General features: G+C 66.4%; 19 protein-coding genes and 1 pseudogene. 15 read left to right on the top strand and 5 right to left on the bottom strand.

What is annotated here, in order from left to right:
* Positions 1 to 57: 57 nt before the first annotated feature.
* The 6 genes from BJ980_RS14025 to BJ980_RS14050 all read left to right on the top strand — a co-directional run bounded on the left by BJ980_RS14025 (position 58) and on the right by BJ980_RS14050 (position 8,450).
* Entirely contained in the window at positions 58 to 1,044 is a 987-nt protein-coding gene (locus BJ980_RS14025) for an ABC transporter permease (RefSeq protein WP_179502864.1), read from the top strand.
* Positions 1,044 to 1,934, top strand: a complete 891-nt coding sequence (locus BJ980_RS14030; RefSeq protein ID WP_179502865.1) for an ABC transporter permease — start codon at positions 1,044 to 1,046, stop codon at positions 1,932 to 1,934. Before BJ980_RS14025 ends, BJ980_RS14030 begins: the two co-directional genes overlap by 1 nt.
* Before the next feature lie 5 nt (positions 1,935 to 1,939).
* Positions 1,940 to 2,893 carry an ABC transporter ATP-binding protein gene (locus BJ980_RS14035; RefSeq protein ID WP_281363806.1) on the top strand — a complete coding sequence of 318 codons (954 nt, stop codon included), beginning with the start codon at positions 1,940 to 1,942 and terminating at the stop codon, positions 2,891 to 2,893.
* Entirely contained in the window at positions 2,890 to 3,738 is an 849-nt protein-coding gene (locus BJ980_RS14040) for an ABC transporter ATP-binding protein (RefSeq protein ID WP_179502867.1), read from the top strand. Before BJ980_RS14035 ends, BJ980_RS14040 begins: the two co-directional genes overlap by 4 nt.
* 13 nt (positions 3,739 to 3,751) lie before the next feature.
* On the top strand, positions 3,752 to 4,870 hold the full coding sequence (locus tag BJ980_RS14045; RefSeq protein WP_179502868.1) for an enolase C-terminal domain-like protein: 1,119 nt from the start codon (positions 3,752 to 3,754) through the stop codon (positions 4,868 to 4,870).
* A gap of 67 nt (positions 4,871 to 4,937) precedes the next feature.
* A complete protein-coding gene (locus tag BJ980_RS14050; RefSeq protein WP_179502869.1) occupies positions 4,938 to 8,450 on the top strand; it encodes an indolepyruvate ferredoxin oxidoreductase family protein in 3,513 nt (1,170 codons plus the stop codon).
* 64 nt (positions 8,451 to 8,514) lie between these two features.
* On the opposite strand, the pseudogene BJ980_RS14055 reads toward BJ980_RS14050, so the two are convergent.
* The 4 genes and pseudogenes from BJ980_RS14055 to BJ980_RS14070 form a co-directional block, all read right to left on the bottom strand.
* Positions 8,515 to 9,421 (bottom strand): annotated as a pseudogene (locus tag BJ980_RS14055) (TIGR02677 family protein).
* A 355-nt stretch (positions 9,422 to 9,776) separates the two neighbouring features.
* On the bottom strand, positions 9,777 to 10,931 hold the full coding sequence (locus BJ980_RS14060; protein WP_179502871.1) for an acyl-CoA dehydrogenase family protein: 1,155 nt from the start codon (positions 10,929 to 10,931) through the stop codon (positions 9,777 to 9,779).
* Positions 10,928 to 11,857 carry a crotonase/enoyl-CoA hydratase family protein gene (locus tag BJ980_RS14065; protein ID WP_179502872.1) on the bottom strand — a complete coding sequence of 310 codons (930 nt, stop codon included), beginning with the start codon at positions 11,855 to 11,857 and terminating at the stop codon, positions 10,928 to 10,930. Before BJ980_RS14065 ends, BJ980_RS14060 begins: the two co-directional genes overlap by 4 nt.
* Before the next feature lie 7 nt (positions 11,858 to 11,864).
* On the bottom strand, positions 11,865 to 12,671 hold the full coding sequence (locus tag BJ980_RS14070) for an enoyl-CoA hydratase/isomerase family protein (protein WP_179502873.1): 807 nt from the start codon (positions 12,669 to 12,671) through the stop codon (positions 11,865 to 11,867).
* Between the two features lie 97 nt (positions 12,672 to 12,768).
* Between BJ980_RS14070 and BJ980_RS19495 the strand changes: the two genes are divergently transcribed.
* From BJ980_RS19495 to BJ980_RS14105, 7 genes are all read left to right on the top strand, one after another.
* Positions 12,769 to 13,404, top strand: coding sequence for a TetR/AcrR family transcriptional regulator (locus BJ980_RS19495; RefSeq protein WP_179502874.1), 636 nt, complete (start codon positions 12,769 to 12,771; stop codon positions 13,402 to 13,404).
* Between the two features lie 4 nt (positions 13,405 to 13,408).
* Positions 13,409 to 14,068: a nitroreductase gene (locus BJ980_RS14080; RefSeq protein ID WP_179502875.1), complete on the top strand. Its 660-nt coding sequence runs from the start codon at positions 13,409 to 13,411 to the stop codon at positions 14,066 to 14,068.
* Between the two features lie 77 nt (positions 14,069 to 14,145).
* A complete protein-coding gene (locus BJ980_RS14085; RefSeq protein WP_218855514.1) occupies positions 14,146 to 15,201 on the top strand; it encodes a phosphotransferase family protein in 1,056 nt (351 codons plus the stop codon).
* Between the two features lie 66 nt (positions 15,202 to 15,267).
* Positions 15,268 to 16,497: an acyl-CoA dehydrogenase family protein gene (locus BJ980_RS14090; RefSeq protein WP_179502876.1), complete on the top strand. Its 1,230-nt coding sequence runs from the start codon at positions 15,268 to 15,270 to the stop codon at positions 16,495 to 16,497.
* A complete protein-coding gene (locus tag BJ980_RS14095; protein WP_179502877.1) occupies positions 16,494 to 17,246 on the top strand; it encodes an SDR family NAD(P)-dependent oxidoreductase in 753 nt (250 codons plus the stop codon). The genes BJ980_RS14090 and BJ980_RS14095 overlap by 4 nt, the downstream gene beginning before the upstream one ends.
* A 25-nt stretch (positions 17,247 to 17,271) precedes the next feature.
* On the top strand, positions 17,272 to 18,315 hold the full coding sequence (locus BJ980_RS14100) for an LLM class F420-dependent oxidoreductase (protein ID WP_179502878.1): 1,044 nt from the start codon (positions 17,272 to 17,274) through the stop codon (positions 18,313 to 18,315).
* Complete coding sequence (locus BJ980_RS14105; protein WP_179502879.1) at positions 18,312 to 19,058, top strand: enoyl-CoA hydratase-related protein; 747 nt, start codon at positions 18,312 to 18,314, stop codon at positions 19,056 to 19,058. Before BJ980_RS14100 ends, BJ980_RS14105 begins: the two co-directional genes overlap by 4 nt.
* A gap of 225 nt (positions 19,059 to 19,283) precedes the next feature.
* Here the strand turns inward: BJ980_RS14105 and BJ980_RS14110 are convergent, their stop codons facing one another.
* Positions 19,284 to 19,805, bottom strand: coding sequence for a thioesterase family protein (locus tag BJ980_RS14110; protein WP_179502880.1), 522 nt, complete (start codon positions 19,803 to 19,805; stop codon positions 19,284 to 19,286).
* Between the two features lie 134 nt (positions 19,806 to 19,939).
* Between BJ980_RS14110 and BJ980_RS14115 the strand changes: the two genes are divergently transcribed.
* Together BJ980_RS14115 and BJ980_RS14120 are read left to right on the top strand one after the other, a co-directional pair.
* Positions 19,940 to 21,211 (top strand): acyl-CoA dehydrogenase family protein, encoded by a 1,272-nt coding sequence (locus BJ980_RS14115; protein WP_179502881.1) that lies wholly within the window; start codon positions 19,940 to 19,942, stop codon positions 21,209 to 21,211.
* A gap of 63 nt (positions 21,212 to 21,274) precedes the next feature.
* On the top strand, positions 21,275 to 22,297 hold the full coding sequence (locus tag BJ980_RS14120) for a phosphotransferase family protein (RefSeq protein ID WP_218855515.1): 1,023 nt from the start codon (positions 21,275 to 21,277) through the stop codon (positions 22,295 to 22,297).
* Positions 22,298 to 22,322: the final 25 nt, after the last annotated feature.

Below are 22,322 nucleotides of genomic sequence, written 5' to 3' on the forward strand. Positions count from 1 at the left end.
TCACCCCCGGTGCGCCCGCCCTCACCCGGCGGGCGCACCCCTCCACTTGGAGCCACCATGCTCAGGTACACCGGGACGCGACTCCTGCAAGGATTGATCGCGCTCTTCTTCATCGTGACCGTCGTCTTCTTCCTGGCGCGCATGACTGGTGACGCGACCGCACTTCTCGCGCCACCGGATGCCACCCCCGAACAGCTGGAAGCCGTTCGCGTGGATCTCGGCCTTGATCGACCGATCCTGGTCCAGTACTGGGACTACCTCCGGGGGCTCGTCACGGGTGACCTCGGAATGTCGACCAGTTACCGGATCCCAGTGTCCGACCTCGTGGTCCCCGGCATGCAGGCGACCGCCAAGTTGGCCCTGACTGCGTTCATCATCGCGCTGGTCCTGGGTGTCGCCGCAGGCGCTCTGGCGGCCTTCCGATCCAACACCCCCGCTGACTACGGAGTCCGCTTCATCTCGGTGCTTGGCCAGTCCATCCCCTCGTTCTGGCTCGGCATGCTCCTTGTAGCGGTCTTCAGCGTCAGTCTGGGCTGGTTCCCAGCGTTCGGTGATACGACGGCCACAAGCATCGTGCTCCCGGCGATATCTCTCGCAGCGTTCGCGCTTGCGTCCATCGCAAGACTGACGCGCTCAACTGTTCTCGAGATGCTCTCCAAGGACCAGACGCTCTTCGAACGGTCCAAGGGAGTTGCTCCGACCACCTTGGTCACTCATGTCCTGCGCAACTCGTCGTTGCCGGTCGTGACGCTGGCCGGCATCCAGCTCGGTGCCCTCTTCTCGGGGACGATCGTCATCGAGAACCTGTTCGCTTGGCCGGGAGTCGGCCAACTCGCCATCCAGGCAATCAACTCGAAGGACTTTGCCCTCATTCAGGGGATCGTCATCGTCAACACCCTGGTCTTCATCAGTCTGCTGTTCGTCGTGGACGTGCTCTACGGCCTCCTTGATCCCCGCGTCCGTCGTGCGACAGGCGATGGGAAGAGCAAGAAGAAGGCAGACCTCGAACCTGCGGAGACCCTCGACGTCGTGGAGTCACTCTGATGGCCATCATCGAAGCCCCCGCACCTGAGAACAAGACCCCGCAGCGTCGCGGGCTCAAGCGGAGCAAACAGTCCCGGACACCGTGGTTCTCCATCCTCGCGATGGGAACCTTCGCGGTGTGCGGCATCTTCGGCTCGTTCATCGCCCCGCACGACCCGACCACGAATGACCTGGGGAACTCACTGGTGCCGCCCTTCTGGGCAGAAGGTGGTTCAACGACCTATCTTCTCGGCACTGACCAGTTGGGTCGCGACATCCTCAGCCGCCTGCTCTCCGGGGCCCAGGTCTCCTTCCTGGTCGCCGTTGCCGCAGTGCTGATCGCCGGGGCGATCGGACTCGGGGTCGCGCTGCTCGCCGGCTATGTCGGCGGTCGTCTGGACGCCTTCCTCACCCGTGTCGCGGACTCGGCCATGGCCTTCCCGGTGCTGCTCCTTGCTGTGATCGTGGTGGCGCTCTATGGCAAGAGCATCACCATCGTGATCATCGTGCTCGTGCTCGCCGTGTGGCCGCAGTATGCACGTGTCCTTCGCAGTGAGGTCATTCGGATCCGCAACGAGGACTACGTGGTGATGTCCAAGGTGATGGGGGGCAGCGGTCGCTGGGCAATCGTGCGCCACATCCTCCCCAACGTCGTGCCGACCCTGCTGGTTCTGGCCACCTTGCAGATCGGGTTCGCGATCATCGCCGAGGGCTCGCTCAGCTTCCTCGGAATCGGCGTTCCCGCCCCAGCAGCATCGTGGGGGAACATGCTCGCCGATGGCCGCAACTTCATGCAGACGGCTTGGTGGGTCCCGGTCTTCCCCGGGATCGCCCTCAGCATCACAGTCCTCTCGGCGAACCTCCTCGGCGACTGGCTCCGCCAGACCCTCGACCCCGCGACAAGGCGGTGATGACCATGTTGGATATCCAGAACCTCCACACGGACTACTACGCGGGAGGACGCGTTGCGCATGCAGCCCGTGGTGTGTCAATCAACGTGCCCCAGGGTCAGGCGGTGGCTCTGGTCGGCGAGTCCGGCAGCGGCAAGAGCACCGTCGCACAGAGCATCATGCGCATGATCCGTCCCCCGGTCGGCGACCTTCGTGAGGGAGTTGTGTCGGTCAACGGTGTCGACGTACGACTCTGCACGGACCAGCAGATGCGTCAGGTGCTCCGGAGCGAAATCGGGTTCATCCCGCAGGATCCGACGACTGCGCTCGACCCGCTCTACACGATCCGGTCGCAGATCAAGGAGGTGCTTCCCCCTGAGGACAAGAAGAACGCGGACAGGGTCATCACCGAGCTGCTCGAGTCGCTCGGCATCGTCAACGCAGCCGACCGGCTCGGGGACTACCCGCACGAGTTCAGTGGCGGGATGAAACAGCGCGTCGCAATCGCAATCGCACTGGCCAAGAAGCCGAGCGTGCTGATCGCGGACGAGCCGACGACGGCACTGGACGTGACCACGCAGATCGGGATCCTGCGGCTGCTTGACAAGCTTCGTCGGGAACGCAGCCTGGCCACTCTCTTCATCACCCACAACATTCGCGTCGCGCGGCTCCTGTGCCAGCACGTGGTGGTGATGTACGGCGGAATCGTCGTCGAGAGCGGACCCATCGACCAGGTGATGGCGGCACCCTCTCACCCCTACACCCGTGCGTTGCTCGACGCGAGCGTTCTGGGAGACCACCCCCGTCAGAAGCTTCGGGCAATTCCCGGCAACCCGCCCTCCCTTTTCACCATGCCGAAGGGCTGCCCATTCAGTCCACGGTGTGCCAATGCGACCGATCAGTGCCACGACGGTCTACCCGAAGAAACCGCAACGGAGCGAGGGACTCGATACACATGCTGGAACCCGGTGATGTCATGAGCGACTACATCCTTGAAGCCCGCAATGTGGTCAAGACATACAACGCTCGGGGCGCCGCTCCCGTTCATGCCCTGAAGAACGTCTCGCTTGGAGTTGGCAAGGGGGAGACGGTTGGCCTGGTCGGTGAGTCCGGCAGCGGCAAAACCACGCTGATGCGGATGCTCCTGGCAATTGAGCAGCCCACGATGGGGGAGGTGCTCTACCGGGGGTCTTCCCGCAACTCGATGGGCAAGACCGAGTTGAAGGAATACTTCAACAACGTCACGGCCGTCTTCCAGAACCCGTTCAGTTCCTTGAACCCCCGGCGTCGCCTGTGGGACGTGATGACTGAACGGCGGGCCATCGAGCGCAATGCCAAGAAGGCCGAACGGCGGGAGCGAGCGGCTGAGCTGACCAGCATGGTCGGACTGCCGGAGGAGTACATCGACCGCTACCCCCACCAGCTGTCCGGCGGCCAGCGTCAGCGCATTGCGATTGCCCGCGCCCTGGCGGAGGACCCATCGGTGATCGTGCTTGACGAGCCGATGTCGGCCCTTGACGTGTCTGTGAGTGCCCAGATTGCCAACCTGTTACTCGAACTGCAGGAGAGTTATGGGGTCGGTTTCCTCCTCATCGGTCACGACATGGACATGATCCGGCATCTCTGTCACCGCGTCGCGGTGCTCTACAAGGGCGACATCGTGGAGGAGGGCTCCGTGGATGTCGTGATGAGAAACCCGGAGCACAGCTACACCAAGCTCCTGTTGGCCGCCTCCGAACTGACCTCACTCGAGATCGGCGATCTCAGTGACCCCGTGGCACGTGGTGCCGACTTTCGCCTCACCCAGCCTGTCCCGACCCACTAAGAATTGAGTGACCATGAAGATCATTGACGTTCGCGCAACTCAGTTGAAGTCACCTGACTACGAGTTCAAGTGGAAGGAGGAATGGGAGGGTCGTCGCATCGGCCTGATCCTGCTTCGCATCATCGGTGAAGACGGCAACGAGGGGCACTGCATCACCTGGCTGGTCGGCAACGGCCAGATGGAGGACTCGCTGCCACGACTCAAGCAGGTCCTCATCGGTCGTGACCCCCACGACGTCGAGGCGATCTCCTACGAGTTGAGTGACTCCCTCGCTGCACCGACTGGTGTCAGCTCTGCCGTGGACATCGCGTTGTGGGACCTCATCGGCAAGCACCATGAGACGCCGGTCTACAAGCTTCTCGGCGCCGCTCGGCACAAGGTCCGTGCCTATGCGAGCACTGTCTACTACCCGGAGGTTCAGGACTACGTCGACCTCGCTCTGCAGTGCCGAGACGAGGGTTTCAACGCCTACAAGCTGCACGCATTCGGCGTCCCGGACAAGGACATCGAGGTCTGTCGTGCGGTCCGCGAGGCGGTCGGTGACACGATGGACCTGATGCTCGATCCGGTCAACTCCTATGACCGACAGGGTGCATTCAAGGTCGGCCGCGTGTTGGAGGAGCTCGACTTCTACTGGTTCGAAGCTCCGATCCCCGACACTGACATTGACGGGCTCGTTGACCTCACCCGCAGTCTCGACATTCAGGTGGCCGGAGCCGAGAGCGTCATGGGGGGACTCAAGTTCCTTCCCCAGTACGTCACTCGTCACGCGGTCGACCAGGTCCGCGGCATCGGCGACTTCGTTGGCGGCATCTCGGCGATGAAGAAGTCGGCTGCCATGTGCGAGGCGTTCGGCATCAACTACGAGCCGCACTCCTATGGCTCCACGCTGATTCAGGCTGCTCACTTCAACGTCATGCTCGCGATCCACAACTGCGACCTCGTTGAGCTCCCGGTCCCGACCGGCATTCTCGACCAGGGCATGAAGGACACGTTGCGGGTCAACTCGGAAGGGTTCGTTGACGCACCCACGAAGCCCGGTCTTGGCTACGAGATCGACGAGGACGAGATCGACAAGATAACAGTTCGCGAACTCCAGGTCGGAGAGTTCAGCACGCACGCGGGTCACTGACCCAGATCCATCCGGTGTGCGGGTCCGATCCCGCACACCGGATCACCTCCCGAAAGGCCCGTCTGCCATGACCGTCACCGCCCGCCCCCAGGTCCACTCCCTGGCGGATCGCTTCGAGAACCAGTCCGACGACACCTACCTGACCGCGATCCAGGCACTCGTCCGGATCCTCCTCGACCAGCGTCGGCGCGACGTCTCGAACGGCCTGGACACGGGTGGCCTGATCTCCGGCTACCCGGGCTCTCCGTTGGGTGGCGTTGACGGTGAGATGGAGAAGCAGGCCAAGCTCCTCACCGAGCACCGGGTCGTGCACCGGCCCGGGCTCAACGAGGAGCTCGCGGCAACCGCGTTGTGGGGTGCGCAGACAGTCACCGAGCTGCCCGGCGCCACCGTCGACGGTGTCTTCGGCATGTGGTTCGGCAAGGCCCCCGGAGTCGACCGGGCCGCGGATGCCCTGCGTCACGGAAACATCCGCGGCACCGGCCGTCACGGGGGCGTCCTCATCGTCGCGGGCGACGACCCCGACGCGGCCTCGACGAACTTTCCGACCGACAGCAACGGAATGTTCATCGACTGGGGCATGCCGCTGCTCTTCCCCGGCAACGTGCAGGAGATCCTCGACCTGGGTGCGCACGGCTATGAGCTCTCCCGGATCAGTGGCCTGTGGATCGGTTTCAAGATGGTCACCGAGACCGCTGACGCGTCCGGTTCCGCTGACGTGGACCCGGCGCGGCTGACCTTCCGCCACCCGGAGACGGTCACCAATGGCAGTTTCACCCCGACCATCCGCATCAACACTCCCGGCGGTCCGATGCGCGAGGCCGAGAAGGACCTGGTCGAGCAACGCAAGCTCATCGCCGAGGAATACATCCGGATCAACAACCTCAACCCGATCACCGTCGAGCCGGAGAACCCGCGCGTCGGGATCATCGCCCCGGGCAAGACCTACTACGACCTGCACAAGGCTTTCGCCGATCTCGGCCTCGACGAGGCCACGCTTCGGACACTCGGCGTACGCGTCAAGCGGGTCGGTGCCCTCTGGCCGGTCAGCGACTCCGAGTGGCGTGCGTTCGCCGAGGGCCTTGAGCAGATCATCGTCGTCGAGGAGAAGAAGCCGCTGATCGAGCGGTTCCTCAAGGACGCGTTGTACGGCGTGCCCAACGCGCCGACGATCATCGGCAAGAAGACCGCCGCTGGGCGGCCGCTCCTGCCCGAGTTCGGGATGATCACCTCCGACACCGTCGTGGAGAAGATCGGCCCGGAACTGGCCGCCCTCTTCGGTGACGTGGTCAAGGTGCCGCCGGCACGGCGTACCCGCCCGCTCCTCCCGCTGATCACCTCGCGCAAGCCCTTCTTCTGCTCCGGCTGCCCGCACAACCGATCCCTGATCGCCCCCGAGGGCGCGACCGTCGCCGCCGGCATCGGCTGCCACATCCTCGAGCTCGTCGTCCCGCGCGAGGAGTACGGCGAGATGGCCGGCTACACGCAGATGGGCGGCGAGGGCTCCCAGTGGATCGGCATGGCGCCGTTCACCGACACCGGGCACATCTTCCAGAACGTCGGTGACGGCACTTTCCACCACTCGGCATCCCTGGCGCTGCGCTCCGCGGTGTCGGCCGGGGTGAACATCACCTACAAGCTGCTCTACAACTCGGCCGTCGGCATGACCGGTGGGCAGAACGTCGAGGGCGGCATGTCCGTACCCTCGTTGACGAAACTCTTCGAGGCCGAGGGTGTCGCGCGCACGATCATCACCACGGACGACCCGAAGAAGTATCGCCGACAGAAGCTCGCCAAGGGCGTCCAGGTCTGGCATCGGGACCGATTGATGGAGGCTCAGGAGACCTTGGCCGAAGTCCCCGGAGTCACCGTCCTGGTGCACGACCAATACTGCGCCGCCGAGAAGCGTCGTCTGCGCAAGCGCAAGCAGATGGTCACGCCCACCGAGAGGATCGCTATCAACAACCGGGTCTGCGAGGGATGTGGCGACTGCAACGCGAAATCGCAGTGCCTCTCGGTCCAGCCGATCGAGACCGAGTTCGGTCGGAAGACCACGATCCACCAGTCCTCCTGCAACTTTGACTACTCCTGTGCCGACGGCAACTGCCCGTCGTTCCTCAAGGTTGAGACCAAGGACGCTGTGCGCAAGGAGCGCAAGGTTGCTGATGCGCCTTCGGTTCCCGAACCGATTCGTGTGGTCCCGGACCAGGCGTTCAACATCTCGATGACCGGCATCGGCGGCACAGGTGTGGTCACGATGAGTCAGGTGCTGGCCAACGCTGCGGCCTTCGACGGCAAGTTGGTGCGCAACCTCGACCTGACCGGGTCGAGCCAGAAGGCCGGGCCCGTTGTCTCGCAGCTGCAGGTCTACTCAGACGCCGCCGACGAACCCGCAGCGCAAATCGCCAACGGGGAGACGGACCTCTTCCTGGCCTTCGACCTGCTGACCTCGATGGGACCGAAGAACCTCGCCCTGTCGTCGACGGAACGGACCGTCGTGGTGGCCTCGACCTCGCCGACCCCCACGGCCGACATGGCTGTCGACCCGAGCATTCCCTACCCGGACGTCGACGTGCTGCTCGGGGAGCTGGACGCCGTCTCACGTGCTTCGGAGAACGTTGCCGTCGACCCCAACCGTATCGCCGAGACCATCTTCGGCAACCACCTGATGACCAACACGGTCCTGGTCGGTGCGGCCTACCAGTCCGGTGCCCTGCCGATCTCGGCCGAGTCGATCGAGGAGGCCCTGCGAGCCAACGGCGCGGCCGCCGAACTGAACATCAAGGCTTTCCGCTGGGGTCGCGCCGCGGTCGCTGACCCGGCCGCCGTCGAGGCCATGATGGTCGCCGCGGAGCCGAAGCCGGCCGCCCGGATCTCCTCAGCCCTGACAGCCCGTGTCGCAGCCATCCCGCCAGGGACCGACCTACGTGAGTTGGTGGAGTCCCGCGTCCCCGAGCTGGTCGCGTTCCAGAACGAGAAGCTCGCCAACCGCTACCTCGAGGTCGTCGAACGTGCGGCCGCCGCGGAGCTGGAGGCGTACGGCGAGGTCGGCGCGCTGACTGAGACCGTCGCCTTTCAGCTGCACAGGCTGATGGCCTACAAGGACGAGTACGAGGTCTCCCGGCTGCATCTGCTCGACAGTGAGAAGGAGCGGCTTGAGGACGAGTTCGGCGTCGGCGCGAAGGTCTCGTTCTATCTCCATCCGCCGATTCTCGCCGCTCTCGGCGTGAAGAAGAAGATCAAGGTCGGCGGTTGGTTCCGCCCCCTCTTCGCGGTGATGGCGAGGATGAAGTTCCTGCGTGGCACTCCTCTCGACATCTTCGGTGTCGGAGAGGTGCGCAGGGTCGAGAAGGCCCTGGTCGCGCACTATGTCGCCCTGACCAACGAAGTCATCGGCAAGGTGGGCAGCGAGGGGCGGTCGTCGCTCACTGCGGTGCTCGCGCTGGCCGAGGACATCCGTGGCTATGACGAGGTGAAGCTCGGCAACGTCACGGAGTACGTCGACCGCCTGCGCGAGTCGACTCTCCGTCTGGGGATTGATGACCATCTCGACGGGACACTGACGTCCGTAGGTCGCTGAGTGAGCCGAGTCGACGCCCAGGCACATGCGAACCACACCTCGCGCGTGCTGCGCCGACCCGCCGTCAAATCGCATTCTGAGGCCAACCGAATGTGAATTCTCGACGGGTCGGCGGGGCGCGCACGACGGCGAGCAGCGCCGGGCTCGCCGAGCGTGCCCGGCTGCGCAACAGCTTGGTCTCGCTGTCGCGACTCGGAGTGCTGACGAACCAGTCCCGCAGGCCCGACCACTGAGCCAGCCATCGCTCTCGTGCCGCGGTCAGTGCACGGTCCGACACGCCGGTCCAGCACCTCCGCAATCGCGGCGCCACGGGTGAGCAGGTCGCTGATGAACCGCTCGAGATATTCGATGAGCTGTTCCTTGTAGGCCAAGAAAGCGTCCACGTCGGCATCGTGCAGGTCGATGGTCCGCTGGATCGATCCCATGAACGCCACCTCGTTCTCGGCGAGCTCGACGAACCGCTCCCGCAGGCTGCGCAGCGCTTGGTGAACCTGGGCCTCATCGAGGGTGCCGTCAACGGCGTGGCGGGCCACCGCGTCGCTGAGCCCGGTGAGCAGCACGACGATGTCCTCGAGTGCCACCGGCTGGAGGGCGCCACGGCTGCCCAGGGCGACGTCGTACTGGGCAAGTGCTCTCTCGGCCGCTTCGCCTTCCCGGGAGATCTGGTAGAGCATCCGGCGGCGGTAGAAGTCCTCCAGCGCCGTCACCCGGCTCGCGTCCGGAAACGCCAGCACGTTGCCCCACGACGGGTCGGCCAGGCGGTCCAAGGCATCGGCGACGGCCTCGCTGGTGAGGGTCGGACCGCCGTCATCGCCGATGGTGAGCATGATCTGGTCGGGGCGGGCGTGGACCGCGAAGCGCTCCTTCTCGGCCCTCATGGCCCGAGGAGCGCCAAGGGCGCCACGGCGGCCCCGTCCGGACGACGACAGGCATAGGGGCCGTGTTGACGACAACCCGGGCCACCACGTCATAGTTTCCGGCCGCGCTCGAACGCCGACTGGGGTCGGTCAGGTTCAGGGTCGCCACAGTTCGCTGTCCAGTAGTCGCGGTCTTGCCGACGCCTTTGGTGCCTTTGAGCGCTATCGCTGCGAGGTGGGGGAAGGAGCTCATCGACGACGTCGTCGAGGATCCGGCGGCGATAAGTCGCTATCCGGTCAACCAACAGATTTCCGGCTCTCCAACTAACAGGTCGTCGGGTCCCGACCCACATCGCGAAGGACACGGAGCGCATCTCATCGCCGCGGATGCTTCGGTCCGCGCGCACATCTGCGACGGGTCGGCGAGGGTCAGAATGCTTGAGTTCGCGACGGGTCGGCGCGGGTGCAATCAGGGACGCCCGACGATCTTTCGCCCGATGATCATTTTCATGATCTCGTTCGCGCCACCGAAGATCCGCTGGATCCGCGCGTCCTGATAGGCCCGGCCCACGGGATATTCGAGCATGAAGCCATAGCCGCCGTGCAGCTGGAGGCAGCGGTCGATCACGTCGTTCTGCAGGTCCGAGGTCCACCACTTGGCCTGGGCGGCGTCGACGTCGGTGAACTCGCCGGCGTTGAAGGACAGGATCGCCTGGTCGACATACACCCGTGCAACGTTGACCAGTGTCTGCATCTCGGCGAGTTCGAACTGGGTGTTCTGGAAGTCCGCAATCCGCTGTCCGAACGCGCGACGGTCCTTGGTGTAGGTGATCGTCTCGGCCAGCACTGCCTCGGCAACGGCGACCGCGTGAGCAGCGATCGAGAGCCGCTCGAGGGGGAGCATGTTCTTGAGCTGGCCGAACCCGCCGCCGATCTCGCCGAGCACGTTTTCGTCGGGGACGAAGACGTCCTCATAGACCAGCTCGGCGGTGTCCTGGGCGTGCAGACCGACCTTCTTCAACTTGCGCCCACGTCCGAAGCCCTCCATCTCGCGCTCCACCACGAACAGTGTGAAGGCGTTCGGCCCGCCGGCCGGGTCGGTCTTGGCCACGGTGATGACCAGGTCCGAGTTGATGCCGTTGGTGATGAAGGTCTTTGCGCCATTGACCACCCAACCCCCGGCGACCTGCTTGGCGGAGGTCTTGATGCCCTGCAGGTCCGAGCCGGTGCCGGGCTCGGTCATCGCGATCGCACCGATCCTCTCCCCGGCGATCATCGGGGGCAGGAAGCGCTGCTTCTGCTCCTCGTTGCCGATCTCGGCGATGTAGGGGATTGCGATGTCATCCTGGAGTGAGAACGACGACGCCAGCGCGGTGGCGTGCACCTTCGCGAACTCCTCGAGGATCACGTTGCGGAAGCGGTAGTCCGCGCCGCCCGCGCCGCCGTACTCCTCGGGCGCGGCCAGACCGAGCAGGCCCTGCTTGCCGGCGGCGAGCCACACGCCGCGATCGATGATCGCGTCCTCCTCCCACCGCTCGAGGTTGGGCACCACCTCGCGCTGGACGAAGGCGGCGACGCTCTCGCGGAAGGCTTCGTGGTCGGACGAGTAGAGCGTGCGCTTCATCGGGGGTCCTCCAGTGAGGTCGGGTCGAACGTGGGAGCGGGGAAAGAGCCGAACAGGTCTGGCAGCTCGGTCGAGACGAGGTTGGGGAAGGCCGCCGGTCGCTTCTCCACGAACGACGCGAATCCCTCGGCGCCGTCGGCGCTCACGCCGCGCAGGTTGATCCCCAGCGACTCGGCCTGGTGGGCGATCATCGGGTGCGAGGCACCCTGCATCCGCCACAGCAGCTGGCGGGCCAGAGCCGCCGAGACGGGCGCGGTGTTGTCCGCGATCTCACGAGCCAGGGCGTACGCCGTGGGCAACAGGTCCTCGGGCGCGTGCAGGCTCCGGACCAAGCCGCCCTCGAGTGCCTCGGGGGCCTTGAAGACTCGCCCGGTCAGCACCCACTCCATCGCGGTCTGCATCCCGACCAGGCGGGGCAGGAACCACGACGAGCAGGACTCCGGGATCACGCCACGCCGGTTGAAGACGAAGCCGAACTTCGCGGTCTCGGACGCGAGCCGGATGTCGGCAGCCAGGATCATCGTCGCACCGACGCCGGTGGCCGGACCGTTGACCGCAGCGATGATCGGCTTGAGGCAGTCGAACATCCGCAGCACCACGCGGCCACCGCCGTCCCGCCGGCGTGGCAGCTCGTCGCCGGGCACGTCGTACTGCGTACCCTCGGGTGCGGTGCTTGCCGTCCGCCAGGCGACGAAAGCATCGCCGGCGTCAACGACGTCCATGCCGGCGCAGAAGCCGCGGCCGGCGCCGGTGAGGACGACGGCCTTGACCTCGTCGTCGGCGTCGATGCGGTCGAAGGTCTCGATCAGTTCGGCCTCCATCTCGTCGACGAAGGCGTTGAGCCGGTCAGGCCGGTTGAGGGTGATCGTGGCGATGCCGTCGGCCACGTCATAGAGCAGGGTCTTCGGTTCACTCGGTGCGGTCATGAGGGGGTCACCTGTGCTTGTAGTCGGGATCGCGCTTCTCGAGGAAGGCGGCGGTGGCTTCGGGCTGGTCCTCGGTCATCGCGGTGATCACCTGCTGCCGGTTCTCCATCTCGATGCCGGCGCGCAGGCTCGGCATCTCCAGGGCCAGCCACATGCCCTGCTTGGTCAGGGCGACCGAGGCGGGCGGGTTCTTGCAGATCTCGAGGGCCTTGGCCAACGCGACGTCCATCAGCTCCTCGCCCGGGACGACGCGGGTGACCAGGCCGATGCGCAGAGCCTCGGCAGCGTCGAACTTGCGCCCGGTCAGCATCAACTCGTGGGCGTTGCCGGCGCCGACGATGCGGGGGAGCAGCCAGGACGTGCCGATGTCGCAGGCCGAGAATCCGGCCCGGATGAAGGCGACCGCATAGACCGACGACTCGGCGGCGATCCGGATGTCGCTGGCCAGCACCAAGGCCAGCCCGCCGCCGGCGGCGGGCCCGTTGACCGCGGAGATGACCGGCTGGGGGAGGGTGTGCAGCTTCTCGACCAGCCCGGCGATCTCGCGCTGGCGGTCCAGGGTGCCCAGGGTGAAGCCCATCTGCTCGATGCGCTCGGGGTCGCCGTAGCCGTTCAGGTCCAGGCCGGCACAGAATGCGCGGCCGGCACCGGTCAGTACGACGACCCGCACGGAGCGGTCGGTCGCGATCCGGTCCAGCTCGGCGTGGAGATCGGTGACGAGGTTGACGTTGAGGGTGTTCAACGCGTCCGGTCGGTCCAAGGTCAGCACCGTGATCCCAGGCAATGGGGTGGTGACCTGCACGAGAGATGGCATCTGGTTCCTCCTCGACGTGAATCCAGTTCTGTCCTACGCTGGATCCGTAAATATCATCTAAACAAACGATCGCTTAAATGGCTAGGGGAGGACTGGGGTGACTTCCGAACGCACCCAAGACCGCGCCTCGGTGAAGGGCAAGCAGAGGCTCGGCAAGGGCCCGGTGCTCGCCTCGGCGATCCGCAATTTCACCGAGCGTGGCTATCACGGGACCTCGATGCGCGACATCGCCCGCGACGCCGACGTCACCGTCGCCTCGATCTATCACCACTTCCCCTCCAAGCAGGAAGTGCTACAGGAGATCATGGTGCAGACCCTGAGCGACGTGATCTCGGCGACCCGCTCGGCGCTGATGGCCGCCGGTCGCCGACCCAGCGAGCAGCTCTCCGCCCTGGTCGGCGCCTTCGTCCTGTGGCACACCCGCGAGCGCGAGGTGGCGCTGATCGGTGCCTCCGAGATTCGCAGCCTCGACGCCGTCGGCCGCAAGCTCGTGGTCACTCTGCGTGACGAGCAGCAGCGGATGTTCGACGACGTCATCGACCGCGGCGTGAGCGAGGGTGACTTCACCACGCCCTACCCGCGCGAGGCCGCGCGCGCGATCATCAACATGGCCTACTCGATCGCCACTTGGTACAACCCCGCTGGCGATGTCTCTCCCGACGAGATGGCCGAGCGGTACGCCGTACTCGCCCTCGGCATCGTCGGTGCCCACCCTTCCTCGACCCAGGAGTGACCGCATGGAACTGACCGAGATCCTCAACGAGCGCTGGAGCTGCCGCGGGTTCCTGCCCGACCAGGTTCCCGAGGAGACGCTGCGCGAGATCTTCGCGCTGGCCCAGCGCACCGCGTCGTGGTGCAACACCCAGCCCTGGCAGGTGCAGGTGCTCAGCGGCGACCTGCGCGACCGGCTCGCCAAGGAGCTCGTCGAGGCAGTGATGCGGGGCGAGGGCGGCAACGACCTGGACATGCCCGAGCGCTATGTCGGCGTCTACAAGGAGCGCCAGCGTGAGGCCGGGTTCGGGCTCTACGGGGCTCTGGGCATCGCTCGTGAGGACAAGGCGGCTCGGGCCGAGCAGATGCTGAAGAACTTCACCTTCTTCGACGCCCCGCACGTCGCGATCGTCACCACCGACGTCAACCAGGGCCTCTATGGCGCGGCCGACTGCGGGGCCTATGTCGCCAACCTGCTCAACATCGCCCACGCCGCCGGGGTGGCAACGATCCCGCAGGCCGCGATCGCGATGCAGTCGCCGACCGTCCGGCGCGTGCTCGACCTCCCCGAGGAGCGACGGATCTTCTGTGGCATCTCCATCGGGTACGCCGACCCGGAGCACCCGGCCAACGCCTTCCGGACCTCACGTGCCCCTGCCGATGACGCGGTCGAGTTCCGGGCCTGATTCTTGCCCAGGCACTCGACCCCCGAGTCCTCGTCGGTTATGGTTGATCCGAACGAGCGTTTGGATTGGAGATCCTAATGAATGACGCCGAGGCACCCGCTGGCGAACTGGACATGGTGGCACTGAGCGCCTGGATGCAGGAACAGCTGGCAGATGGACTGGCTGGTGGATTGGCTGGCCCCCTGACCGCCCGGTTGATCGCCGGTGGCCGCAGCAACCCGACGTACGAGCTGACCGACGGCACACGCGACTGGATCCTGCGCCGGCCGCCCTACGGCGAGATCCTCCAGTCCGCGCACGACATGTCGCGCGAGGCGACGGTGATGGGTGCCCTGGCCGGCTCCGCCGTACCCGTGCCGCACATCGTCGGGTTGTGCCGCGACAAGGATGTGCTCGGTGCCGACTTCTATGTGATGGACAAGCTCGTCGGGCGGACGCTACGCACAGCGCAGGACACCGCCACCCTGACTCCCGAGCAGCGCGGTGCCCTGACCGAGTCGATGCTCGACACCCTCGTCGCCCTGCACGAGATCGACCCTGCCGACGTCGGACTGGCCGACTGGGGCCGCCCCGACGGCTACCTCGAGCGACAGGTCAAGCGGTGGGCCCGCCAGTGGCACACCATCAAGACCTCCGAGCGCCGGCAGATCGACGAGGTCGTCGAGATGCTGCAGCGCTCGATGCCGATCACCAAGTTCCCCGGCATCGTCCACGGCGACTACAAGATCGACAACCTCTACCTCGACGCTGACGACCCGACGCGGATCCTCGGCGTGCTCGACTGGGAGATGTCCACCCTCGGTGACACCCTCGCCGACCTCGGCACGCTGGTCAGCTTCTGGGACGAGATCGGCGCGTTCCACAACCCGATCACCGCCGGCGCCACCGCGCACGAGGGGTTCCCCTCCGCGCAGGAGGTCGTCAAAAAGTACGCCGACCGCCGTGGCATCTCGATCGACGACCTCGAGTGGTACATCGTCTTCGCCGACTTCAAGATCGCCGTCATCCTCGAGCAGATCCACGCCCGCCATGTCGCGGGAACCACCGTGGGGGACTGGTTCGATGACATTGGTGGCATGGTCGGACCATTGCTGAATCGCTCCCACGAGCGCGCGGTCCGCGCTGGACTCTGACCACGACTGACGCTCGACACCTGACGCACTGACACCTGATGTATCGGCAACCGGAAGGCACATGACATGCAGGAAATCGCTGGGCTGCAACTGACTCCGTCACCCAAGGCGCAGGAAATGCGCGCCAAGCTGGTCGACTTCATGAACGACGAGGTGTTCCCGGCCGAGGAGGCCTACCACGCCTACCGCGTCGAGAAGGGCCAGGACGACCACACCCTCCCGCCCGCCGTGGAGGAGCTCAAGACCAAGGCCAAGGCGCTCGGCCTGTGGAACCTCTTCCTGCCCTCCGAGTCGGGCATCTCGCAGCTCGACTACGCAAGCCTGGCCGAGGTCACCGGCTGGTCTCTCGAGATCGCGCCCGAGGTGCTCAACTGCCAGGCGCCGGACACCGGCAACATGGAGCTGCTCCACCTCTTCGGCACCGACGAGCAGAAGAAGCAGTGGCTCGAGCCGCTGCTGGCCGGCGAGATCCGCTCCGCCTTCGCGATGACCGAGAAGAACGTCGCCTCCTCGGATGCCACCAACATCGAGACCTCGATGGTGCGCGACGGCGACGAATACGTCATCAACGGTCGCAAGTGGTGGACCTCTGGTGCTGCTGACCCGCGCTGCAAGCTCTTCATCGTGATGGGCAAGACCGATCCCAGCGCCGCCAAGCACACGCAGCAGTCGATGATCCTGGTCCCGCGCGACACCCCAGGCCTGACCATCGTCCGCGACGTCCCGGTCTTCGGTCGCCACGACCAGCACGGCCACTGCGAGGTGCTCTTCGAGGACGTCCGCGTTCCGGTCAGCAACATCCTCAGCGAGGAGGGCTCCGGCTTCGCCCTGGCCCAGGCCCGCCTCGGCCCGGGCCGGATCCACCACTGCATGCGTGCGCTGGGCGCAGCCGAGCGCGCCCTCCAGCTGATGGTCGACCGGGTCCAGTCGCGCGTCGCGTTCGGCAAGCCGCTCGCCGAGCAGGGGATGATCCAGCGCGACATCGCCGAGTCCCGCCTCGAGATCGAGCAGGCCCGGCTGATCTGCCAGCACGCCTCCGCGATCATCGACGCGAAGGGCAACAAGGCCGCCGCGCCCTACGTGTCGATGGCCAAGGTGACCGTCCCGCGGATCACCCTGGCCGTCATCGACCGGGCCATCCAGGCACACGGCGGAATGGGTGTCAGCGACGACGTGCCGCTCGCCGCGATGTATGGCTGGCACCGCGCCATGCGGATCTTCGACGGTCCCGACGAGGTGCACCTGCGCACCATCGGGAAGACCGAGCTCTCGGCCGCGCAGGAACTGCGTCCGTGACAGCTGACCTCTCCGGGCAGGTCGCGATCGTCACCGGTGCGACGGCCGGTCTCGGCACCCGATTTGCCCAGGTGCTGGCCGCCGCGGGCGCGAAGGTCGCGGTGACCGGTCGTCGTACCGACCGGATCGCCGAGGTCGTCGAGTCGATCACCGCAACCGGCGCGACGGCGTACGGCGTCCAGCTCGACGTCTCCGACCCGGCCTCGATCGAGGCCTGCCTGAGCGAGGTGTCGCAGCAGCTCGGCACCCCGCAGATCCTGGTCAACAACGCCGGCATCCCCGACGCGGCGCGGGCGCACAAGATGTCGCTCGAGCTCGTCGACGCGGTGCTGGACACCAACGTGCGCGGGCCGTGGCTGATGTCGACCGGTGTGGCTCGGCAGCTGATCGCTGCCGAGCTGCCCGGGCGGATCGTGAACATCTCCTCGATGAGCGCCTATCACTACAGCGGTGAGGGGGCGGCGCTCTATGCGACCAGCAAGGCCGCGGTCGCGCGGATGACCGAGACCCTGGCCGTCGAGTGGGCGCGCAACCACATCAACGTCAACGCCATCGCCCCGGGCGCGTTCGCCTCGGAAATGATGGACGGGATGCTCTCCCGGATGGGCGACATCACCCAGGGCTTCCCGCGCAAGCGGCTCGGCGACCCGGCCCAGCTCGACAGCACGCTGCTCTACCTCGTCTCGCCGGACTCGGAGGCCGTGACCGGCACCATCATCAAGGTCGACGACGGCCAGACCCACCGCTGATTCCCTGTCACTGAAGGAGAAACCCATGCGACTCGGCATGATCATCGACTATTCCGGCGGCTTCGAAGAGGCCGTCGACCAGCTCGCCGACTACGAGGCCGCGGGCCTCGGTCTGGTGGCGGTCGCGGAGGCCTACTCCTTCGACTCGGTCAGCCAGCTCGGCTACATCGCCGCGCGGACCAAGAAGCTCGAGATCGCCTCGGCGATCTTCCAGCTCTACACCCGCACCCCGTCGCTGACCGCGATGACCGCAGCCGGCCTGGACAACGTCTCGAACGGCCGCTTCACGCTCGGCATCGGTGCGTCCGGGCCGCAGGTGATCGAGGGCTTCCACGGCGTGAAGTACGACGCCCCGCTGGCGCGCACGCGTGAGGTCATCGAGATCTGCCGCCAGGTGTGGCGCCGCGAGAAGGTCGAGCACCAGGGCAAGCACTACCAGATCCCGCTCCCCGCCGACCAGGGCACGGGCCTCGGCAAGCCGCTGAAGATCATCAACCACCCGGTGCGCAACCGGATCCCGATCTCGGTCGCCGCGATCGGGCCGAAGAACGTCGAGCTGGTCGCCGAGCTCGCCGAGTCGTGGCAGCCGCTCTTCTTCCACCCGCTCAAGAAGGACCTGGTCTGGGGCGAGTCGCTCGAGGCCGGTTTCGCCAAGCGCGACCCGGAGCTCGGATCGCTCGACATCATGCTCCAGATGAACTACGCGTTCGGTGAGCCCGACCCGGCACACCTGCAGCAGGTTCGTGACCAGCTGGCGCTCTACATCGGCGGCATGGGCGCGCGCGGGAAGAACTTCTACAACTCGTTGGCTTCGCGCTACGGCTATGAGGCAGAGGCCAAGGAGATCCAGGACCTCTACCTCGCGGGCAACAAGGCCGAGGCTGCGGCCGCCGTACCCGACGAGCTCCTGCACGCGGTGTCGCTGATCGGCGACGAGGACCACGTCCGGGCGCGGGTCGCGGAGTTCAAGGCGGCCGGGGTCACGACGTTCCTGCTCAACCCGTTGGCGTCGAGCCCTGAGCGACGCATCGCCGACGTGGCGAAGCTGTCGGAGATCGTCTCCGCATGAGCTCGCTGGTGGTCGAGGATCGCGAACACATCCGGATCCTCACCCTGTCGCGACCGGAGCGCCGCAACGCGATCGACCAGGGGCTGGCCGAGGAGCTCTCGGCCGCCTTCGACGCGATCGAGGCGGACCGTTCGGTGCGGGCTGTGATCCTGACCGGCGGGCCGTCGTTCTTCTGTGCCGGCACGGACCTCGCCTCCGAGGCTCCTCCGCGGACGGAGGCCGGTGGGCCCTACGGATTCCTCGCGCGGGTACGTCGTACCCCGCTCATCGCGGCTGTCGAGGGGTTCGCCTTCGGTGGCGGCTTCGAGTGCGTGCTGGCCAGTGACCTGGTCGTGGCGGCGCAGGACGCGCGCTTCGCGGCCCCCGAGGTGAAGCGGGGCGTGGTGGCCAACACAGGGGCGCTGTTCCGTGCCGGCGTACGACTGCCGTTCAACGTGGCCACCGAGATGCTGCTCACCGGCGACCCGCTGGGCGCCGAGCGGGCACACGAGGTTGGCTTCGTGAACGTGCTCACCGCCCCGGGCGGAACGCTCGACGCGGCGCTCGACCTGGCCGGCCGGGTCGGGGCCAACAGCCCCGACGCCGTGTCGATCTCACTCGGTGCGGTGGCGCAGGAGGCCGCCCAGCGCGAGGAGGGTGGTTGGCGACTGACCGCGCAGGCGGAAGTGGAGATCGCGCAGTCCCCGAACCGAGCGGAGGGCGTGACCGCGTTCTTCGAGAAGCGCCCGCCCCGCTGGTCCTGACCCCGGCCCTTTCGCCGACCCGTCGCGAATTGTCGTTCTGACCCTCGCTGACCCGTCGTGAGTTCGCGTTCTGGCTCCCGCTGACCCGTCGCGAGTTCGCGTTCTGGCTCGATCTTCCGGGCGCAGAATGCGAATTCACGACGGGTCAGCGATTTGGCCCGCAACAACTGGCGGTTCGACGCTCAAGAACTGCAGGTTCGACGCGCAACAACTGCAGGGTGGTGGTCAGTGGGCGGCCATCACGCCGCACAGCGGGGGTTGCCAGTCGACGACGGGTTGATCGGCCAGGACCTTGTCGAGGCCTGAGGCCACGTCGTCGGGGAACGGCTCGATGCGGCGGGCCTCGAGACTGACGTGGGCGAGCACCAGCTCGAGGGTGTTGGCGACCAGACGCCGGGCCGGATCGACGAGATAGCAGATCATGTGCGCGGTCTTCGCCGACCGGGCGAGCAGCTGCGGATGTACGGCGATGCTGTCGCCGAGCCTGAGCTCTGCCGCATAGCGGATGTGGTGCTCGAGGGTGAAGACCCCGAGACCTCGCTCGGCTCGATAGGCGTCGTCGATGCCGGCGAGCGTGCACAGGTCATCCGCCGCCCAGGAGTTGAGGTCGAGGTAGTAGCGGATGTTCATGTGGCCGTTGTAGTCGAGGAAGTCCTCGCCCACGCTGGCGGTGCGCGTCGCCGGGATCTGGGTGACCTGCTCATAGGTGGGCAGGGGGATCCGTGGCGGCGCAGAAGGAGCTGACATGGCAGGAGGATAGCAATCGGCAGACAAGATCAGTCAAGTGAAAATAATGTTAAGGCACTTGACTCACGCCGTGGAATGGCGCAGGCTGTCCGCAACGGCTTCGATCGGGGGCCCGCAGAGAAAGTGATCGCGCCGTGTGGAGTTTTGCCAATGACCCCGAGTTCCAGCCGGAGCTGGACTGGATCGACACGTTCGTGCGCGAAGAGGTGCAGCCCCTCGACTACGTCCTCGGGAGCCAGTGGAACATCCACGACCCCGAGTTCGAGCGGCTCGTGCGTCCCCTGCAAGCGCAGGTGAAGGCTCGCGGTCTATGGGCCTGCCACCTCGGCCCTGAGCTCGGCGGCCCCGGATATGGACAGCTCAAGCTGGCCCTGATGAACGAGAAGTTCGGGATGTCCCGGTTCGGTCCGATCGTGTTCGGCGCCCAGGCACCCGACACCGGCAACTCCGAGATCCTCGCCCACTTCGCGACTGAGGAGCAGAAGGAGAAATACCTCAAGCCGCTGCTCGCCAACGAAGTGGTCTCGTGCTTCTCGATGACCGAGCCGCAGGGTGGCGCCGACCCGCTCGCCTTCGAGACCAGTGCCGTCCGCGATGGTGACGACTGGGTGATCAACGGCGAGAAGTGGTTCGCCTCCGAGGCAGACGCGGCCGGCTTCTACATCATGATGGTGGTCACCGACCCCGAGGCCGCGAGCCCCTACAACCGGGCCTCGATGTTCATCATCGACCAGGGCACCCCCGGTCTGGTCAACGTGCGCAACTACGGCTTCTACGGCGAGCCCGAGGACACCCACGCCCACCTGCGGCTGACCGACGTACGTGTCTCGGCCAGTCAGATGCTCGGTGAGCCCGGGCAGGCCTTCGCCATTGCCCAGACCCGTCTCGGCGGTGGGCGCATGCACCACGCCATGCGCACGCTGGCCCAGGCCACCCGCGCCTTCGAGATGACCTGCGAGCGGGTGGTCTCCCGGACCACCAAGGGCGAGCGCCTGGCCGACAAGCAGCTGGTCCAGGCCTCCATCGCCGACACCTGGGTGCAGCTGCGCCAGTTCCGTCTGCTGGTCCTCGAGACCGCATGGATGGCCGACCAGGGCAAGGACTGGAAGGCCCTGCGCAAGAACGTCTCCGCAGTGAAGACAGTGATGCCCAAGGTGCTCAACGACGTCGCCTCGCGGGCCCTGCACCTGCACGGTGCGCTCGGCCTCACTCACGAGCTGCCCTTCGCGGAATGGGTGATCAACTCGTTCCACGTCGGGCTCGCCGACGGACCCACCGAGGTGCACCAGATGGTGGTCGCGCGTGAGGTGCTCAAGGACGTAAAGCCCGAGCCCAACATGTTCCCCAGCTACCTCCGCCACGACCTGGCCGAACAAGCAAGGGTGAAGTTCGGCATCACCGCCTGACCACTCGATCCGCCGGCGCACACGCCCTGACAACCCGGAAGGCCATGGAGCACAGTGGGAGTTGTGGAATCACCCGTCGACCTGGAGGCGCTGGCCTCATGGATGGACAAGCAGTCCCTGGGCAATGGCGAGATAGAGGTGCTCGGCCCACTCGGGGGCGGCACCCAGAACATCATCCTGCGGTTGCGCCGTGACGGGCGTGACTTCGTCCTGCGCCGCGGACCGGCCAACCTGCGTGCCAAGACGAACTCCGCCCTGCTGCGGGAGATGCGCGTCCTCTCGGCCCTCGCTGCCAGTCCGGTCCCGCACCCGGCGGTGATCGCCACCTGCGAGGACGAGACGGTCCTCGGCGGCGCGGTCTTCTATCTCATGGAGCCGGTCGACGGCTACAACCCCAGTGAGCAGGCGCCCGTCGGCGACCGCGACCGACTGCGCCACATCGCCTTCTCGTCCGTGGACGCCATCGCTGCGCTGGCCGCGGTGGATCACGTGGCCGTGGGCCTGGGTGACCTCGGTCGGCCCGAAGGCTTCCTCGACCGGCAGGTGCCCCAGTGGCTGGGCCAGCTGGAGCGCTATCGCGAGCTGGACGGCTATCCCGGGCACGACCTCCCGGGCGTCGACCGGGTCGCTGACTGGCTCACCGCCAACCAGCCCGCCGACCGGATCCCCGGCATCATGCACGGCGACTACCACCTCGCCAACCTGCTGGTCTCCCACGAGAGTGGCGACGTCGCCGCCGTGGTCGACTGGGAGATGTCGACCATCGGTGACCCGCTCCTCGACCTCGGTTGGCTCCTGGCCACCTGGCCGCAGGAGGATCAGCACCTGTTGCTCGGCGACGGCGTACGCGCCCTGCAGGGCGTGGTCACCCGCGATGAGCTGGTAGCGCGCTATGAGGAGCGTTCCGGACGCCGGGTCGCCGACGCCGAGTGGTACGTCGTACTCGCCTGCTTCAAGCTCGGCATCGTCATCGAAGGCACCCACGCCCGCGCCACCGCCGGCCTGATGGGCAAGGCGGTCGGCGACCGCATGCACGCCGGCGCCGTCGGCCTGCTCACCCAGGCCCGCTCCGTCGCGGGCGTCTGAGTCGCTCCCCAGGTTTTCTGCACGT

Origin of the sequence: Nocardioides daedukensis (genome assembly GCF_013408415.1) — a bacterium.
Classification (GTDB): Bacteria; Actinomycetota; Actinomycetes; order Propionibacteriales; family Nocardioidaceae; genus Nocardioides; species Nocardioides daedukensis.

Coding starts and splice junctions, on each gene's coding strand:
- BJ980_RS14105 (WP_179502879.1), top strand. CDS start 18,312: ATGAGCTCGCTGGTGGTCGAGGATCGCGAACACATCCGGATCCTCACC.
- BJ980_RS14040 (WP_179502867.1), top strand. CDS start 2,890: ATGAGCGACTACATCCTTGAAGCCCGCAATGTGGTCAAGACATACAAC.
- BJ980_RS14100 (WP_179502878.1), top strand. CDS start 17,272: ATGCGACTCGGCATGATCATCGACTATTCCGGCGGCTTCGAAGAGGCC.
- BJ980_RS14090 (WP_179502876.1), top strand. CDS start 15,268: ATGCAGGAAATCGCTGGGCTGCAACTGACTCCGTCACCCAAGGCGCAG.
- BJ980_RS14065 (WP_179502872.1), bottom strand. CDS start 11,857: ATGACCGCACCGAGTGAACCGAAGACCCTGCTCTATGACGTGGCCGAC.
- BJ980_RS14060 (WP_179502871.1), bottom strand. CDS start 10,931: ATGAAGCGCACGCTCTACTCGTCCGACCACGAAGCCTTCCGCGAGAGC.
- BJ980_RS14030 (WP_179502865.1), top strand. CDS start 1,044: ATGGCCATCATCGAAGCCCCCGCACCTGAGAACAAGACCCCGCAGCGT.
- BJ980_RS14045 (WP_179502868.1), top strand. CDS start 3,752: ATGAAGATCATTGACGTTCGCGCAACTCAGTTGAAGTCACCTGACTAC.
- BJ980_RS14085 (WP_218855514.1), top strand. CDS start 14,146: ATGAATGACGCCGAGGCACCCGCTGGCGAACTGGACATGGTGGCACTG.
- BJ980_RS14035 (WP_281363806.1), top strand. CDS start 1,940: ATGTTGGATATCCAGAACCTCCACACGGACTACTACGCGGGAGGACGC.
- BJ980_RS14110 (WP_179502880.1), bottom strand. CDS start 19,805: ATGTCAGCTCCTTCTGCGCCGCCACGGATCCCCCTGCCCACCTATGAG.
- BJ980_RS14080 (WP_179502875.1), top strand. CDS start 13,409: ATGGAACTGACCGAGATCCTCAACGAGCGCTGGAGCTGCCGCGGGTTC.
- BJ980_RS14050 (WP_179502869.1), top strand. CDS start 4,938: ATGACCGTCACCGCCCGCCCCCAGGTCCACTCCCTGGCGGATCGCTTC.
- BJ980_RS14070 (WP_179502873.1), bottom strand. CDS start 12,671: ATGCCATCTCTCGTGCAGGTCACCACCCCATTGCCTGGGATCACGGTG.
- BJ980_RS14025 (WP_179502864.1), top strand. CDS start 58: ATGCTCAGGTACACCGGGACGCGACTCCTGCAAGGATTGATCGCGCTC.